Annotated in this window: 16 protein-coding genes and 1 tRNA gene; 7 read left to right on the top strand and 10 right to left on the bottom strand. The window is 66.2% G+C overall.

All coding sequences use genetic code 11. The features are described 5' to 3' along the window. Positions 1 to 78: 78 nt before the first annotated feature. Together IIE29_RS04375 and IIE29_RS04370 are read left to right on the top strand one after the other, a co-directional pair. Entirely contained in the window at positions 79 to 330 is a 252-nt protein-coding gene (locus IIE29_RS04375) for a PspC domain-containing protein (RefSeq protein ID WP_209323937.1), read from the top strand. Between the two features lie 178 nt (positions 331 to 508). Beyond that, positions 509 to 1,957 (top strand): dihydrolipoyl dehydrogenase family protein, encoded by a 1,449-nt coding sequence (locus IIE29_RS04370; RefSeq protein WP_209323936.1) that lies wholly within the window; start codon positions 509 to 511, stop codon positions 1,955 to 1,957. 54 nt (positions 1,958 to 2,011) lie between these two features. On the opposite strand, the gene IIE29_RS04365 is transcribed toward IIE29_RS04370, so the two are convergent. Continuing rightward, positions 2,012 to 2,449: an RDD family protein gene (locus tag IIE29_RS04365; RefSeq protein ID WP_209323935.1), complete on the bottom strand. Its 438-nt coding sequence runs from the start codon at positions 2,447 to 2,449 to the stop codon at positions 2,012 to 2,014. A gap of 180 nt (positions 2,450 to 2,629) precedes the next feature. On the opposite strand from IIE29_RS04365, the gene IIE29_RS04360 reads away from it, so the two are divergent. Next, the gene (locus IIE29_RS04360; RefSeq protein WP_209323934.1) at positions 2,630 to 2,872 is read left to right on the top strand and encodes a DUF2249 domain-containing protein; all 243 of its coding nucleotides are present in this window, start codon (positions 2,630 to 2,632) and stop codon (positions 2,870 to 2,872) included. A gap of 18 nt (positions 2,873 to 2,890) precedes the next feature. Here IIE29_RS04360 and IIE29_RS04355 read toward each other — a convergent pair whose 3' ends face one another. The 4 genes from IIE29_RS04355 to IIE29_RS04340 form a co-directional block, all read right to left on the bottom strand. Beyond that, entirely contained in the window at positions 2,891 to 3,364 is a 474-nt protein-coding gene (locus tag IIE29_RS04355; protein WP_209323933.1) for a heme-binding beta-barrel domain-containing protein, read from the bottom strand. A gap of 3 nt (positions 3,365 to 3,367) precedes the next feature. Then, positions 3,368 to 3,856, bottom strand: a complete 489-nt coding sequence (locus IIE29_RS04350) for an SgcJ/EcaC family oxidoreductase (protein ID WP_209323932.1) — start codon at positions 3,854 to 3,856, stop codon at positions 3,368 to 3,370. A gap of 385 nt (positions 3,857 to 4,241) precedes the next feature. Continuing rightward, a tRNA-Lys gene (locus tag IIE29_RS04345) sits at positions 4,242 to 4,314 on the bottom strand. Positions 4,315 to 4,449: 135 nt separating this feature from the next. Further along, on the bottom strand, positions 4,450 to 5,388 hold the full coding sequence (locus IIE29_RS04340; protein ID WP_246475677.1) for a hypothetical protein: 939 nt from the start codon (positions 5,386 to 5,388) through the stop codon (positions 4,450 to 4,452). Positions 5,389 to 5,613: 225 nt separating this feature from the next. Between IIE29_RS04340 and IIE29_RS04335 the strand changes: the two genes are divergently transcribed. From IIE29_RS04335 to IIE29_RS04325, 3 genes are all read left to right on the top strand, one after another. Next, a complete protein-coding gene (locus IIE29_RS04335) occupies positions 5,614 to 6,201 on the top strand; it encodes a hypothetical protein (RefSeq protein WP_246475676.1) in 588 nt (195 codons plus the stop codon). Between the two features lie 292 nt (positions 6,202 to 6,493). Further along, positions 6,494 to 7,159, top strand: coding sequence for a DUF47 domain-containing protein (locus IIE29_RS04330; RefSeq protein WP_246475675.1), 666 nt, complete (start codon positions 6,494 to 6,496; stop codon positions 7,157 to 7,159). Between the two features lie 3 nt (positions 7,160 to 7,162). Then, complete coding sequence (locus tag IIE29_RS04325) at positions 7,163 to 8,173, top strand: inorganic phosphate transporter (RefSeq protein ID WP_209323931.1); 1,011 nt, start codon at positions 7,163 to 7,165, stop codon at positions 8,171 to 8,173. A gap of 150 nt (positions 8,174 to 8,323) precedes the next feature. Here the strand turns inward: IIE29_RS04325 and IIE29_RS04320 are convergent, their stop codons facing one another. From IIE29_RS04320 to pstS, 5 genes are all read right to left on the bottom strand, one after another. After that, complete coding sequence (locus IIE29_RS04320; protein WP_209323930.1) at positions 8,324 to 8,803, bottom strand: DUF4383 domain-containing protein; 480 nt, start codon at positions 8,801 to 8,803, stop codon at positions 8,324 to 8,326. 721 nt (positions 8,804 to 9,524) lie between these two features. After that, positions 9,525 to 10,304: a phosphate ABC transporter ATP-binding protein PstB gene (pstB, locus tag IIE29_RS04315; protein ID WP_209323929.1), complete on the bottom strand. Its 780-nt coding sequence runs from the start codon at positions 10,302 to 10,304 to the stop codon at positions 9,525 to 9,527. 104 nt (positions 10,305 to 10,408) lie between these two features. Next, a complete protein-coding gene (gene pstA / locus IIE29_RS04310) occupies positions 10,409 to 11,545 on the bottom strand; it encodes a phosphate ABC transporter permease PstA (RefSeq protein ID WP_209323928.1) in 1,137 nt (378 codons plus the stop codon). 5 nt (positions 11,546 to 11,550) lie between these two features. After that, on the bottom strand, positions 11,551 to 12,441 hold the full coding sequence (gene pstC, locus IIE29_RS04305; protein WP_343071800.1) for a phosphate ABC transporter permease subunit PstC: 891 nt from the start codon (positions 12,439 to 12,441) through the stop codon (positions 11,551 to 11,553). A 248-nt stretch (positions 12,442 to 12,689) separates the two neighbouring features. Beyond that, positions 12,690 to 13,790, bottom strand: a complete 1,101-nt coding sequence (pstS, locus tag IIE29_RS04300) for a phosphate ABC transporter substrate-binding protein PstS (RefSeq protein WP_425491433.1) — start codon at positions 13,788 to 13,790, stop codon at positions 12,690 to 12,692. 316 nt (positions 13,791 to 14,106) lie between these two features. Here pstS and IIE29_RS04295 point away from each other — a divergent pair, with 316 nt between their 5' ends. After that, positions 14,107 to 14,916 (top strand): class I SAM-dependent methyltransferase, encoded by an 810-nt coding sequence (locus tag IIE29_RS04295; protein ID WP_209323925.1) that lies wholly within the window; start codon positions 14,107 to 14,109, stop codon positions 14,914 to 14,916. Positions 14,917 to 14,927 lie beyond the last annotated feature (11 nt).

The following is a 14,927-nucleotide window of genomic DNA, read 5'->3' as shown; positions in this document are numbered from 1 at the left end:
GTCATTCCGGTTTCCCTCAGTCGACGTCAACGGCCAACACCACTGTGCAAGCGAGCTGGAACACGTAGTGTGGCAGGTATGAGAAAGTTCTTCGATTCCATCCGCCGCCTCGGATTCCGCCGTGGTCCCGACCGCATGTTCGCCGGCATCGCCGGTGGTCTCGCCGAGGTCACCGGACTCAACGTCTGGCTCGTCCGGCTCCTCGTCCTCGCTTCGTTCCTGCTGCCCGTCGTCGGCGTCGGAGCCTACCTCGTCGCCTGGGCACTCACCCCATGGCAGGACGGCAGCATTCCCGCCGAGCAGATAGTCAGCGGCCGCCTCGAACGGTAGGCCGCAGACGGCTCGGCCCCTCACTGTTCGGTTCTGCCGCTCAGCGATGACGCGCCTCTGCCGCGACGCGGCTGCTCCACCCCTCCTTGCCAACATGAGTGACACGGACGATAGTTGAAGCGTTCGTAGTCCACCCGGTGCCCGAGACGACATGGCAGCAGGCGAAGGAGAATTCCGCATGAACGAGGCCAGCGACGAGCAGAACACCGACGTCCGCCGCTCGGACGAAGAGGTCGACTTCGATCTCATCGTCCTCGGTGCCGGTCCCGTCGGAGAGAACGTCGCCGACTATGCGACCAAACGCGGACTGCGCACGGCGATCGTCGAAGCCGAACTCGTCGGCGGCGAGTGCTCGTACTGGGCCTGCATGCCGTCGAAGGCGCTCCTGCGCAGCGGCCAGGCACTGAGGTCGGCCCGCAGAGTCGCCGGAGCGCGCGAGGCCGCCGACGGAGAACTCGATGTCCCGAAGGTCCTGTCCAGGCGCAACGCGTTCGCCAGCCACTGGAAGGATTCGGGGCAGGTCGACTGGCTCGCCTCTGCGGATATCGAACTCATCCGAGGACGCGGCCGCCTCCTCGGCGAGCGCCGGGTGGGGGTCGGGGACCGCGAGTTCACGGCACGGGCGGTCGCACTCGCCACCGGATCCGTCCCGAATCTGCCGCCGATCCCCGGTCTCGCAGACGTAGGAGCGTGGGGCACACGCGAAGCGACATCGGCCGACGAGGTCCCGCCGCGACTGATCATCATCGGCGGAGGCGTCGCCGGTGTCGAAATGGCCTCTGCCTATGCGAGCCTCGGCTCGGACGTCGTTCTCGTCGCTCGCAGCGGACTGCTGGGCAAGGAAGAGCCATTCGTCGGGGAACTGCTGGAGAGCGGCCTCGCAGAGGCGGGGGTCGACGTCCGGCTCGGCGTGTCACCGACCCGCATCGACCGTGACGAGGAGGGCGTCGTCCATGCGACGCTCGACGACGGCAGCGTCCTCAAGGCGGAGGAGATCCTCGCGGCGACCGGTCGACGGCCGAACACCTCGGGCCTCGGGCTCGCGGAGATCGGTCTCGAGGACCGGCTGAGCGTGGATGAGACGATGCGCGTCGACGGAACCGACTGGCTCTACGCCGTCGGCGACGCCAATGGGCGTGCGCTGCTGACTCACCAGGGGAAATATCAGGCGCGCGCCGCCGGAGAGGCGATCGCCGCGCGTGTTCAGGGAACGCCGGTCGAGGGCGAGCCATGGGGACGGCATGCCGCGACAGCAGATCACAGAGCGGTGCCCCACGTGGTCTTCACCGACCCCGAGGTGGCCAGCGTCGGTCTGACGGAAGCCGCTGCGCGCGAAGAGGGAATCGGCATCTCCGCCGTCGAGATCGACCTGGGAACGATCGCAGGTGCCGCACTGCACGCCGATGGGTACAGCGGACGAGCGAAACTCGTCATCGATGACGAACGCCAGGTGATCCTCGGTGCGACGTTCGTCGGCCAAGACGTCGCCGAGATGCTCCAATCAGCCACCATCGCCATCGTCGGCGAGGTGCCGCTCGACCGTCTCTGGCACGCCGTTCCCGCGTATCCGACGATGAGCGAAGTGTGGCTGCGTCTCCTCGAATCCTACGGGCGCCCCGAGAACTGAGAAACGACTCGCGACTTTCCCCTGCCTGCGGCCGCGTGGCGGGACGGTAGTGGCCTATGGAGAGCGGCGGTAGACGCGGATCGGGGCAGAATCGATCGCCGGCGCATCGAGGAAAACCCACACGAGCAACAGGAGCGCGATCGGGAAGAATCCGATGGCGAGGTAGCGACCCATGCCCCGCCAGAACCCGACGCGTCTGCCGTGAGCGGTCTGCAGAGACACGACTCCGCACAGCGCTTGGCCGGGCGAGACCGTGCAGCCGTAGAGGGCGCCGAAGAGGAGGACCAGCAGCGGGTAGCTGATGAGAGCCACGCCTGTCGCCGCATCGATCGAGATCACGTTCACCCCGTAGAGCGCGAAGGCGAACCCGATGAGGAACCCGGTGAATGTCACGACGAATACAGCATCGAGGATCCGGGCCCACCACCGTCGACTTGTCGATGCCGGTGGCAGCAGCATGCCGTTTCGCAGGGTCCCGGTGGGTGAGCTCATGATTGAGATTCTATGCGGCAGCCGGGTGCGGAGCTGACCGATAGCATCTGTCGCTGCGGCAGGTGGTTGTCGTGAGCCGCGGTCGCGCCGGCCATGGGCGGCTGGCATAATAAACACGGAGTGATACCGTGAAAAATAATGCGAGGGGATCTGCCCTCGCCCGTTGAAGGAGGACCTGCTATGGCCGAAGACATCGAGCTCGATGTGCGAGCCGAGATTCCCGCCCGTCGTCACGAACTGATCTTCGAGACCTATCACGGGCTCGCCGCCGGCGATGCGTTCGTGCTCGTCAACGATCACGACCCCAAACCGCTGTACTACCAGTTCGCGGCCGAACAGGCGGGCAAGTTCACCTGGGACGCGCTCGAAGAGGGGCCGGAGCGCTGGCGCGTGCGCATCGGCCGCACCGAGCCGGAGGCCTGATCAGCCGAACCGCCGAGATCAACCGAACCTGTGCATCTCCGAGGCGAGATGGTGGGTCAACGGCACACCGACGGCGGCCATCGCGAAGCGCGTCGTGAGCACGTCGCCGACCAGCTCGATGCGGCGCACCGTTTCAGCGACGTGCTTGGCCGTCGCCGAATTCACCACTCGAGAACTCAATTCGCAGCGGAATCCCTCGACGCTGGTGTGCAGCGGCCCTTCGGCCATTTCGGTCTGTCCCGTGGGCTGCGCGAGGATGAACTCCACCGCGGATCCGTCGACGACCCGCAGATAGCCGGTCTCCGTGTGCATGGGAGCGCCGGCCGGCGACCAGGTCTTCTGGACGTAGTGGAGGAATGGTTTGCCCACATCTGTGAACGCCACTTCTTCGATGTACGAGAACGGCTCGATAGTCGGATACTCACCTTGGCCTTCACCGCGCCATGTGCCGATGAGGTCGGTGACCGCCGCTAGGGCGGGATGGAGTGCCATGACTCATTCCCCTCTCTTCGATGTCGACCAGTGGGCTTCTCGCTTCTGGTAGTGGATGCTGGTGCGACCTGCAGGTTCGTTGATATGCGTCTGCGTGCCCGGTTCGATATCGGTGTTCTGCGCCGCAACGGTGATCCACCCGCCGAGGCGGCGCTCGAGGACGAACGTGAAGATCCCATCCCGATCACCGGCCGGTTCGCCGTCCGGCGTCACCTGCCCGACGAGGTGCCACCTGGTCTGGACGACCGCCGCATCGGTGCCGATGAGACGCACGCGCGGCTCATCCATCGTGATGCGCGAATCCGGGAAGATGCGTGCGAACCCGAAGGCATGAGCCCCGCGGATGTTCGCCCGATCGTGCCACCAGAGTCCGACGACGTTGATGAACTCGGCGTCCTCGGCGAACAGGTCGGCCAGATCATCGGCATCCGCCCTGTTCCAGGCGTCTTCCCAGCCGCTGACGACGGCTTCCGGGGTATTCAGCATGGACATTCCTCCTCCGCGCGGGCGCCACAGTGAGCCGGGTTCCCACACTTTTCGGGCCGCGACGATCGTCAGCGCAACAAGAGCGGTGATGCGACCCTCGGAGCGGGCTGTCGCCCTCGGGGCGGACGACGTCTTCTTCATTACACCAACAGCCTAGAGGAAACGCGAGTACCGTCTCCTGCCAAGAGGACAATCGCTTCAGATGTGCAGGAATGCCTGGCGCTGCGCCAGAACGCCTCAGCGCTCGGATTGTGGTCACTCCGCCGAGGAGAATTCGGAAAAACCACGGATAAGCCTCGGCGGAGTGACCACGAACGGGTATCGAGAATCGTGGGGAAATGAGAAAATGTGCCGCGACACCGAGCGGATGGTGTCGCGGCACTGGAGGCGGTGGGCCCCGTGGGGATCGAACCCACGACCCGCGGATTAAAAGTCCGCTGCTCTGCCAACTGAGCTAGAGGCCCCGCCCCATCACAATCACAGGACGGAGTCCGTGGATACATGGTGGAGACGAATTAATAGTAGAGCCACGCGGCCGCATTACTCAAACCAGTCCGCCCTGCCGCGACGGTCCCGCCTTCGCCGACGCGGCTCTGCGGTCACTCGCCCAGCTCACGCCGATCGTCGCCGGTGTAGGTGCGCGGAAGACCGGTCGGCGACTCGAGGTCCTCGTCGTCGTTCGGTTCGATGACAGAGGACTCGATGGCCTTGCTCTTCCGCAGTCTCCCGACCAGCGCGGAGACGTTCTTGAGGGTGGACAGCAATCTGCGGTCCTTCTTCGGGGCGACATATTCCGGGTCGGTTTCGATGGGGAAGATCGTGGGTGAGGCGCCGAAGGCCTCCTTCGACTCTCGCGCCACCTGGCGTGCCATCTGGGCGTTCACCACGGCACCGATGATGGCACCGACTCCGAAGGGCAGCAGTCGTCCGACCAGCGAACCTCCGGCGCGGGCGGCGAACTTGCGGATGAAGGCCTTGCGCAGCTTGCGCACGAGCAGGTCGACGAGGGGAGCGGGCAACTGATTCGTCACTGTCGCGCCCCAGCTGCCGAGCATGGACTCCACGCCGCCGTTCTTCTTGCTGAAACGCTGGACGAGGTTCTTTCCGTCCTTGCCCAGCATCAGGCCGAGCACCAGGGCATTCGCCCTTTTGGCGTCCTGGACAGGCAGCCCGTGGATCTCGGAGACGGCCTGGGCGAAGAGCGCAGTGCCCTCGAGGAATCCGGCGGTCTCGGCGCTGGCCACCCCGAGCGCCGCCGTTGTGCCCAGTCCCGGAACGGCGGCGGTCGCACCGACCGCCGCCCCGCCCGAGGTCGTCAGCGTCAGATAGTGCCGACGAATGACCGTGATGAGCTCTTCGGGGCTAGCGTCGGGATGTTTGCGGCGCAGGCTGCGCACATAGGCCAGGGCGACGGGACGCTGCACGGACAGCAGCCGCGACAACATCGACTGAGCCTGGGGATTGAGGGTGCCGTCGTCATTGACCGCGAGCTTCGCCGCCTTGCCGAGGCCCTTCTTCGCCACGGATGATTTTGCCACGAGAGTTCCTCCTCGTATCGGTCACTCGCGTCTGCCGGTCACAGACACGAATCATCTCCCAGTTTAGTCGCGGCCTCTGTGAGTCCGTCTTGCGAATGCTGGCCGCCAGGCGACAATGCTGCCGTGCGGGAGGTCACAGCGGTCGTGGCAGCGTGCGCGGCCGGAACTGCCGTGTGCTCTGTGCCCTAGTGGCCGGGAGGGGACAAGGACTAGACTGCCCTGACCATGACACAGCGACAGTTTCACCGCCCCGTACCCTTGGCCGACCTCGATTCCGTCGGTGCCGTCGACGATCCCGTCGCGCGCTCGGAGACCTCGCACGCGACCGCGGCACTGCTGCTCGGCGATGCCGACGGTCAGCGCGACGAAGCCGCGACCAGGCGGTTCGTCGAGCTCGCCGATGACATCGGCTTCGAGGTCATCGCCGAGATGTGGTCTGCCGCCCCAGCAGTCTCCGCTCCCGGGGCCCTCTGGCGCCTCTACGCCTTGCGTCAATGGATCCGATCCGCGCCCCGCGAGCTGTCCGAGATGTTCTCCGAAGGCCAGCGCCGGGTCACCGACGGCATCGCATACGAGGAGATCCTCGCCGGCGTCGAGCTCCCGGCCGGCCCCGACGAGGTGGCCCGGGCGATCGACGAGATCCTGGTCGGAGCCTTCCGCGGCGATGTCGTCATCGCCCTGCTGCGCGCTGCAGCCTTCGTCGGCATCTGCGCCGAAGGGACCGAGGCCGACGCCACGAACACCCGCCTGCGCCGACTGTCCCGCGACCTCTCCGATGCCGCCGTCGCCCATCGCCGAGGCGGACTCAACTGAGCCCCGAACCGACGGCGATCTTCCGCTCCGGTCAGCAGGTCGGCGCCCGCCGCCACGGAGACCTCGTGCTCGTCTCTGCACGCTCGGTATCGGTGTGACTGTGAGATTTTCAACGGATGAACAGCCGCCTCGGCGGTGGACTCATGAGCATGAACCGGTATCGTAGGAGGTGGCCTTCGGGCCACCGGACGCTGGATCGCTGAAGCCCCGGGCTCCAAATTCAGCCGCTTCGAGCGGCCTTCCGCCGAGAGGCGCTCTCGGTTCAGCGTCCGGCACAAATCATTGAGAAATCATGCATATTCGTCCGGCTCGTCCGGGCCTCGGGCAGGAGGAGCGCATGCGGCTCAAGCGAGTACCGCAGGACACTGTCTTCTATGAGCGGCTGTCCGATCTCGTCTCTCATATGCGGCAATGCAACCTGGTGCTCGCCGAACTCTCCGGAATCGAAGTCAGCGGACGACGCGATGTCGCTGATCGTCTCCGTGAGATCGGGGACAGCGCCGACGAAGACATGGGTGGGATGCTGCGCGCGCTGCGCGAGAACTACATCACTCCCTTCGACCGCAACGACCTGTACCTGCTCAGCCACCACATGCGCGATATCTGCCACCGCCTCCACGGTGTCGGGTTCGTCCTCGCCTCCGAGGCTTTCGACCCTCTGCCGTCCGGCGTGCCCGAGACCCTGGCGGTGCTGTCGAACCAGACCGACCACACCTCGCGGATGATCACCCGACTGCCGGGCAAGCTCGATCAGTGGGACTACGTCGACGCGATCAATCGGCTGACCTATCAGGTGGAGACCCTGCAGTGGCGGATGTCGGATGCGGTGCCGAACTCCAAACGCGGTCTGACCTATATGGCTGCGGTCTCCCAGCTCGGGCAGGCATTCGTGCGGGCGGCCCACGGGTTCACCGAACTCGGCAAGGTCGTCGCGTCCATCGCGATCACGGAGTCGTAGTCCGTGGAGCTGCTCTTGGTCGGAGTCATCGTTGCCGCGGTGATCTTCGCCGGCTCGAACGGATTCCATGATGCCGCACTGACGATCGGCAACGCCGTCGTCGGACGCGCACTCAAACCGGGCTGGGCGCTCAGCCTGGCCGTGGTCTTCAACTTCATCGGCGCACTGCTCGGCGAGGGGATCGCCTTCGTCGTGGCCAATCAGATCGTGATCTTCACCGGCAGCGCCGAGCTCATCCTCACCTGTCTGCTCATCGCCTTCGCGGCGGCGACGATCTGGAGCCTGTTCACGTACTTTCTGGCGCTGCCGGTGTCCTCGACGCACTGCCTCATCGGCGGTCTGCTCGGCGCCGGCCTCGTGTTCGGGCTCTCGGTCAACATCGACGAGGCGATGAATTCCGTGGTGTGGCCTCTGCTGCTCTCACCGATCCTCGGGTTCATCCTGTCGTGGGCGCTGACGCTGCTGCTCTCGAAGAGCCTCGCCTCGGCGCCGCCGAAACCGCTGTTCCGGGGTGCCCGGATGGTCGACTCGGTGCTCACGGCCTCACTGTCCCTGGTCCACGGAGTCCAGGACGCGCAGAAGGTCGCGGCCCTGGTCATGGTCGGCGTCCTCGCCGTCGAAGCCACTCCGAACGACGGCCTGTCCATCGTCGACATCTCCTGGCCCGTGCGCATCCTCATCGCAGCCGCCCTGGCCCTGGGCACCGGACTGAGCGGCTGGCGTGTGGTTCGGACCCTGTCCGTGCGGATGGTCAAGCTCGACCCGCTCAAGTCGGCCGTTGCCGACGGAGCCGCCTCGATCCTCATGTACACGGCAGCCCTGATCATGCGGGTGCCCGTGTCACTGACATTCGTTCTCGGCTCGGCGATCCTCGGGACCCAGTACTCAGGTCGCCGCGGCCATGCTCGGGCTCGCTACTTCCTGCCGATGTTCGGCGTGTGGCTGCTGACGATCCCCGCCGCGGCGCTCCTGGCGTCGGTGATCGGCGGCGTGGTCAAGTTCGCCACCACCTGAATTCCACCTCGAGACAACGGTGGAGCGCCGAGACCACGGTGCGTGCACAGTGGTCTCGGCACAGCGCCGTGGTCTCGGGGACATGGTGCCGGGCTGCGGACAGCCTCGGCGTGGAAACAGCCCCGGCGCGCGATCAGCTCTGCGGCGCGATCAGGCTCGTACCCTGCGGCCGAAGACGAGACCGGTCGTGACCATGGCGACCGCGAGGACGAAGTGCAGCCAGTTGTCAGCGGTGTTGAGCGGGACGAAGTTGCCCATCGACTCCATCGGGACGACCAGACCGTAGATCCAGAGCACCGCGTAGACGATGCCGCCGACGACGAGGTAGGTCTTTGCGAGTCCGCGGGATCGGATCCCGAGGAGCCCGACGATGCCGAAGAGCAGATGGACGACATTGTGGAGGACGGACACTTGGAAGAGCCCGAGCAGGGCCGCCTCTGAGTGGTGTCCGGCGAACATGATCGTGTCGAGATTCTGGGTGATGCCCGGGACGAACCCGAGGATGCCGACGAGAAGGAAGACGGCACCGAAGACGCCGGCGACGACAGATACGACGCTGCGCCCTGTGTGTGCGGAACTGGACAGGAGCGGTGACGCGGATGACTGTGAGGCTGATCCTGACGTGGTCATGACAGTCCTTTCGACGAGAGGTTCTCTGTATCCGGTGATTCGGAGTCCAACCGGAAGCGGATGGGTGCTCGGTGAGAATTTTTCGAAGAGGTTGCTGTCCGCGGCCCCGGCGGTCTCGCGCCGCCGACTGGTGGAAAGGCGAACTCGCGTGACGACGCGGTGGCGCAGACGACTGAGCCGCTGCGCCACCCGCAGTTCTCACCGTCGCCGGGGTCCTCGAACACGAACAGGCTCAGCCGCCGCGCGGGCCGACCTTTCCGGGATCGCATCGGCGGGCGGGCCTTGTCTGTCCGTCCGTCAGTCGGCGAAAGGCCCGCAGGGGGCAGCGTGCAGGTCGCCTTTGCTGGTGCGCGGCATGTTTGTGAGGATCAGGTGGGCGGACACTCCGGCTTCGACGGAGCCGAGCGACTGCCTCGTCGCCGAGTTCGTTCGGCCATTCCGTGCGCCTCTCGACGAATTTGCCGTGCTGTGAACTGAGCGGGCCGACCTCGCCGACACTCGGTCCTGAAGCGGCGGACGCAGTGAACTTGAGGTGCGACATGGTTCCTGCGGGTGGATCCGTTTTGATTTCCTGCGCCAGATTGAAGTGGATCCACCCGCAGGACACCGAATTCTCACCGCAGGACGCTCACCGCGCGCACACACAGCCCGCGGACCCGCTCAGTCGCCGGACCCCCGGGTCCATCGAAAGCCGTCAGCCGCGGCGGCAGGGCAGATCACATCAGCCGAAGCGGCCGGAGATGTAGTTCTCCGTCTCCTCCCTGTCCGGGTTGGAGAAGATCGCCGAAGTCTCATTGAACTCGATGAGCCTGCCGGGCTTGCCCGTGCCGGCGATGTTGAAGAACGCAGTCCTGTCGGACACACGAGCCGCCTGCTGCATATTGTGGGTGACGATGACCACCGTGTACTTCTCCTTGAGGTCGTTGATGAGGTCCTCGATGGCCAGCGTCGAGATCGGGTCGAGAGCCGAGCAGGGTTCGTCCATGAGCAGGACCTCGGGCTCGACGGCGATGGCGCGTGCGATGCACAGGCGCTGCTGCTGCCCGCCGGAGAGTCCGGAGCCGGGCAGGTTGAGGCGGTCCTTGACCTCGTTCCACAGGTTCGCGCCCCGCAGCGCGCGCTCGGTGAGCTCATCGGCTTGTGCCTTCGACAGGCGCTTGTTGTTCAGCCGCACACCGGCGAGCACGTTCTCCTTGATGCTCATGGTGGGGAACGGGTTCGCGCGCTGGAACACCATGCCCACCTCACGGCGGACGTTGACCGGGTCGACGCCGGGGCCGTAGATGTCGTTGCCGTCCATGAGCACCTGGCCGGAGACGCTCGCACCGGGGATGACCTCGTGCATGCGGTTGAGCGTGCGCAGCACTGTGGACTTCCCGCAGCCCGAGGGCCCGATGAACGCGGTCACGGAACGAGGCTTGATCTGCATCTGCACACCGTCGACGGCGCGGAAGTCGCCGTAGAAGATGTCGAGATCCTTGATGTCGATCTGCTTGGACATTGTGTTTCCCTATCGTCAGGACCGTGAGGTCAGTATTGCAGAAGTCTGTGACGGCCGGCCTACGTGTGCCCGGCCCGCGAGTGTGCGGCTCAGTACCAGGACCATCAGCGTCCGCTCTTCGGAGCCAGCACCTTCGCGATGATGCGGGCCAGCAGGTTGAGCACCATGACCAGCAGGACGAGCACGAGGGCGGCGGCCCAGGCACGTTCGGAGCTGGCCAGAGCGGCGGCACCTGGCGAGACCGGGCGCAGCTGCGAATCGTAGATGTAGGTCGGCAGCGTCGACATCCATCCGGAGAACAGGTTCCAGTTGAGCGTCTTCGCGAATCCGGCGGTGACCATGATCGGTGCGGTCTCACCGATGACGCGAGCGATGGCTATGGTGACCCCGGAGAGGATTCCCGACACCGAGGTGGGCAGCACGATCTTCATGATCGTCTTCCACTTCGGCACGCCGAGAGCGTAGGAGGCCTCCCGCAGATCCATCGGCACCAGACGCAGGATCTCCTCCGTGTTGCGCACGACGATGGGGACCATGAGCACCGACAGGGCCACGGCCGCTGTGAAGCCGGTCTTCGCGATTCCCGCCGAGGCCGGCATGAGCACATTCGCCACCGTCGAGAACAGCGCGAACGCGAAGAGACCGGCGACGATCGAGGGGATGCCGGTCATCACGTCGACGAGGAAGGTGATGGCCCTGCCCAGACGGTTCTTACCGGCGTACTCGCCGAGGTAGATGGCGGTGAGGACGCCGATCGGGATCGAGATGACGCAGGCGGCGAGCGTGATGAGCACGGTGCCGACGATGGCGTGGTAGAAGCCTCCGGCGAGAGTCGCCTCCCCGGCCACGTACTGCTGATCGAGCACGCCCTTCATGCCGAGCATGGTGCGGCTGAGCAGATCGCCGCTGATGGCGGCACCGCCCTTGGACGCGGTCAGCCACAGAAGCGAGATGAGGGGAACGCACGCGAGGACGAAGGTCGAGGTGACGACGGTGGTCGCAACCCGGTCGACCGCCTTGCGACGGCCCTCATAGGACGCGGAGAGCACGAACACCGCGACCATGTTGATGAGGCCGGCGAGCACGGCGACGACGGGGACGTTGAAGCCGCCGAAGAAGATGAAGCCGATGACGATCGCCAGGACGATCGAGGCCGCGGCGATGACCCACGGGGTGGCCTGCGGAAGCTGCTTCGAAGTCAGCTTCGCAGGCTTGGCGATGGCAGTGTCTGCGGTGGTCACAGTTCTCAGCTTCCCTTCACCGAGGTTCGAGCGACGATCGCGCGCGCCCCCATGTTCACCAGCAGGGTGATGACGAAGAGGACGAGCCCGACCGTGATGAGTTCGGACAGGCGCAGGCCGGCGGCCTCAGGGAAGTTCTGCGCGATCTCCGAGGCGATGGTCTGGTTGCCGCTGACGACCAGCGAGGCGGTGAGGACGCCGGGGGAGAGGATCATGGCCACGGCCATGGTCTCGCCCAATGCGCGGCCGAGGCCGAGCATGGTGGCCGAGACGATGCCCGACCTGCCGAAGGGCAGCACGGCCATCCGGATCATCTCCCAGCGGGTGGCGCCGAGCGCCAGGGCCGCTTCCTCCTGCAGACGCGGTGTCTGGAGGAAGATCTCACGGGTCAGGGAGGTGATGATCGGCAGGATCATGATCGAGAGCACGAGCGATGCGGTCAGCAGTGTGCGTCCCGTCTGCGAGACGGACCCGTCGGCGGCCGGCGCGAAGATCGGGATCCACCCGAACCACTTCGACAGCCACAGGTAGAAGCCGGTGAGGTTGCCGGCCAGTGCGATGCCCCAGAGTCCGTAGACGACCGAGGGGATGGCGGCGAGGAGGTCGATGACGTAGCCGAGCATCGGGGCGAGCCTGCGCGGCGCCATATGCGTGGTGAACAGGGCGATGCCCAGGGCGAAGGGAGTCGCCACGACGAGCGCGATCGCCGCAGAGATGAGAGTGCCGATGACCAGCGGCCAGACATAGGAGAAGATTCCCCTGCCGCCGGTGATCTGCGTGGGATCGCTCAGCTGGGCGGCGATCGTGTCCTTCGACTGCGCGAGCAGGAACAGGGCCACTCCGGCGAGGATGAGCAGGATCAGGATGCCGGCGATGAGTGTGGCGGCCGAGAAGATGCGGTCGCCGGGACGGACGACGGCCTTCGGCCGCGTGCCGCCGGGGTTCGAAGCCGGCGGCTGCGGCCCGGCTTCGGGTGCGGAGCCCGGCCCGGTGGGGCCAGACTCGGTGATCTGTGTGCTGGTCGGCACAAGTGCTCCTCACGTGACTTGTGGTGGAACCCGGATGGTTCCGCAGGCGCCGAAGAGCGGCGCAGGGACTCTGCGCCGCTCTTCGGATGGTCATTTCTCGAAGTCAGGGACCACCGTCACTCGGCGACCTTGATCGAGTCGATGACCTCTTCGATCTGCGACCGGAGCTCGTCGGACAGCGGAGCGGACCCGGCTGATTCGGCGGCCGACTTCTGTCCTTCCTCGGAGACGACGAACTTCTCCCAGGCCTTGACCATGTCCACGGTCTCCTGGTCCTTGTAGGAGGAGCAGACGAGGTGGTAGGAGACGAGGACGATCGGGTAGGCGCCGGACTCGGTGGTGTCGCGGGCCAGATCGAAGGCGAGGTCGCCCTCTCCGCGTCCCTCGACTTTCTCCGAGGCGTCGACGACCTTGCTCGCTGCTTCGGGGGAGAGCTCGACGAACTCGTCGCCGACCTTGACCTTGGCGGTGGACAGCTCGCCCACGGCCGAGGCGTCGGCGTAGCCGATGGCGCCGTCGGTGTCCGAGACGGTCTGGATCACGCCGTCGGTGCCCTGCGCCGCTTCGCCGCCGTACTCCTTCGGGAAGTTGCCGTCGACCTCGGCGTCCCAGGACTTCTCGGCGGTGGCCTTGAGGTACTCGGCGAAGTTCTCGGTGGTGCCCGAGTCGTCGGCGCGGTGGACGGCGGTGATCTTGAGATCGGGCAGCTTCGCATCCGGATTGTCGGCCTTGATGGCCTTGTCGTTCCAGTTCGTGATCTCGCCCTTGAAGATCTTCGCGATCGTGTCAGGGGAGAGATTGAGCTCATCGACGCCCTTGACATTGAAGGTCACGGCGATCGGGGAGATGTAGACGGGGAACTCGAAGGCCCCGTCGGCCCCGCAGGCGTCCTTCCCGGCCTTGACCTCGTCGTCGTCGAGGTGGGCGTCCGAGCCGGCGAACTGCGCGTTGCCGGCGAGGAACTGCTCACGACCGGCGCCCGAGCCGTCGGGGGAGTAGTTGACGGTCACACCGGAGTTCTGCGAGGTGAAGTCGGCCGACCAGGCGTCCATGGCCGCCTTCTGCGAGGAGGCGCCGATGCCGGTCAGGGTGCCCTGCAGGTCACTGTCGCCGCCGCTGGCCTCCTCACCGGTGGCCGAGGCCCCGCCGCAGGCCGAGAGGGTGAGGGCGCCGACCGCGAGGATCGCTGCGGAGGGGGCGAGATGCTTCATCTTCACGAAGATGCCTTTCATGTTGTGGACACAGCTCGAGAGTTCTCGGTTGTACGCGATTCACGGTAAGGATCACGCGTGAAGTGTGGGGAGTCGCCGAGTGAATGAGAGATGAACGCGCATTGAAGGCTTGGCATCGGTTCGCGGACACGCCGTCCCGCTTGGCATCAGTGCGGGTGCACGCCGTCGTTCGCGTGCACGCCGTGAGGTTCGTGGAGGTCTTGTTCCCCCTCGAAGACGGCTCCTACGGTGTCCTGCATGGTGGAACCGCCTCCGCCCGGTCGCGGCGACCACCGGAAGCGACGACGTTCAGGGAGGAACCATGCGCACTCAGGACCGCTACGTCATGGGAGAGGGAGAGGACGACCACGGCAGGCTGCGCGATCAGGCGGTCGTGCTCGACCCACTCACCGAGCGATTCCTCGCAGATGCGGGAATCGGCCGCGGGATGCGCGTGCTCGACCTCGGCACGGGTGCGGGGTCGGTGGCCGCCATCGCCGCCGATCTCGTCGGCGAGGAGGGCAGCGTCCTCGCCGTCGACCGTGACCCGACGGCCCTCGACGCGGCCAGGACCGCGCTCGCTGACCGACCGCAGATCGCCTTCGCCGAGGCGGACCTGCGCGACCTCGACATCAACGAGGAATTCGACGCCGTCGTCGGCAGAGCGGTCCTCATGTACCTGTCGGATCCGGCTCCCGTGCTCGCCCGCATCGCCGACCATGTGCGTCCAGGAGGCCTGGTCTGCCTGCACGAGTTCGATCTCACCCACGAGTGGACGAGCGCGCGCACACCGCTGTGGGAGACCGTGAGGACCTGGATGCTCGAGGTCCTCGCCCGGGCCGGAGCCGATGCGCGGATGGGCCCGAAGCTGTTCGCGACCTTCCGTGCCGCCGGTCTGCCCGAACCGCGGCTGAGCGTGGACGCGCCCGCAGGCGGCGGAGGGGCCGCTCCGATCTTCGGGTGGACGAACGCTCTGGCCGCCGTGGTGCCGGCACTCGAGGAGATGGGCATCGCCTCGGCCGAGGAGATCGGCATCGACACTCTCACCGAGCGCCTCGGCGCGGAGATCGACGAGGCCGACGGCATGGTCCTCGGTCCGATGCTCTACGGAGCCGGCTGCGCCGTCGCCTGAGCCGTTCGCAC

This window comes from Brevibacterium renqingii (assembly GCF_017808095.1).
In the GTDB taxonomy this organism is placed as follows: Bacteria; Actinomycetota; Actinomycetes; order Actinomycetales; family Brevibacteriaceae; genus Brevibacterium; species Brevibacterium renqingii.
The sequence above is the reverse complement of the archived record's forward strand: the minus strand, read 5'-3'. Positions and strand labels throughout refer to the sequence as shown.

Excerpts from the sequence above, each read along its gene's own strand:
- IIE29_RS04370 (WP_209323936.1), top strand. The coding sequence starts at position 509 with ATGAACGAGGCCAGCGACGAGCAGAACACCGACGTCCGCCGCTCGGAC.
- IIE29_RS04375 (WP_209323937.1), top strand. The coding sequence starts at position 79 with ATGAGAAAGTTCTTCGATTCCATCCGCCGCCTCGGATTCCGCCGTGGT.
- pstB (WP_209323929.1), bottom strand. The coding sequence starts at position 10,304 with ATGTCCAAGCAGATCGACATCAAGGATCTCGACATCTTCTACGGCGAC.
- IIE29_RS04355 (WP_209323933.1), bottom strand. The coding sequence starts at position 3,364 with ATGGCACTCCATCCCGCCCTAGCGGCGGTCACCGACCTCATCGGCACA.
- IIE29_RS04335 (WP_246475676.1), top strand. The coding sequence starts at position 5,614 with ATGACACAGCGACAGTTTCACCGCCCCGTACCCTTGGCCGACCTCGAT.
- IIE29_RS04295 (WP_209323925.1), top strand. The coding sequence starts at position 14,107 with ATGCGCACTCAGGACCGCTACGTCATGGGAGAGGGAGAGGACGACCAC.
- IIE29_RS04320 (WP_209323930.1), bottom strand. The coding sequence starts at position 8,803 with ATGACCACGTCAGGATCAGCCTCACAGTCATCCGCGTCACCGCTCCTG.
- IIE29_RS04365 (WP_209323935.1), bottom strand. The coding sequence starts at position 2,449 with ATGAGCTCACCCACCGGGACCCTGCGAAACGGCATGCTGCTGCCACCG.
- IIE29_RS04330 (WP_246475675.1), top strand. The coding sequence starts at position 6,494 with ATGCATATTCGTCCGGCTCGTCCGGGCCTCGGGCAGGAGGAGCGCATG.
- IIE29_RS04350 (WP_209323932.1), bottom strand. The coding sequence starts at position 3,856 with ATGTCCATGCTGAATACCCCGGAAGCCGTCGTCAGCGGCTGGGAAGAC.
- IIE29_RS04360 (WP_209323934.1), top strand. The coding sequence starts at position 2,630 with ATGGCCGAAGACATCGAGCTCGATGTGCGAGCCGAGATTCCCGCCCGT.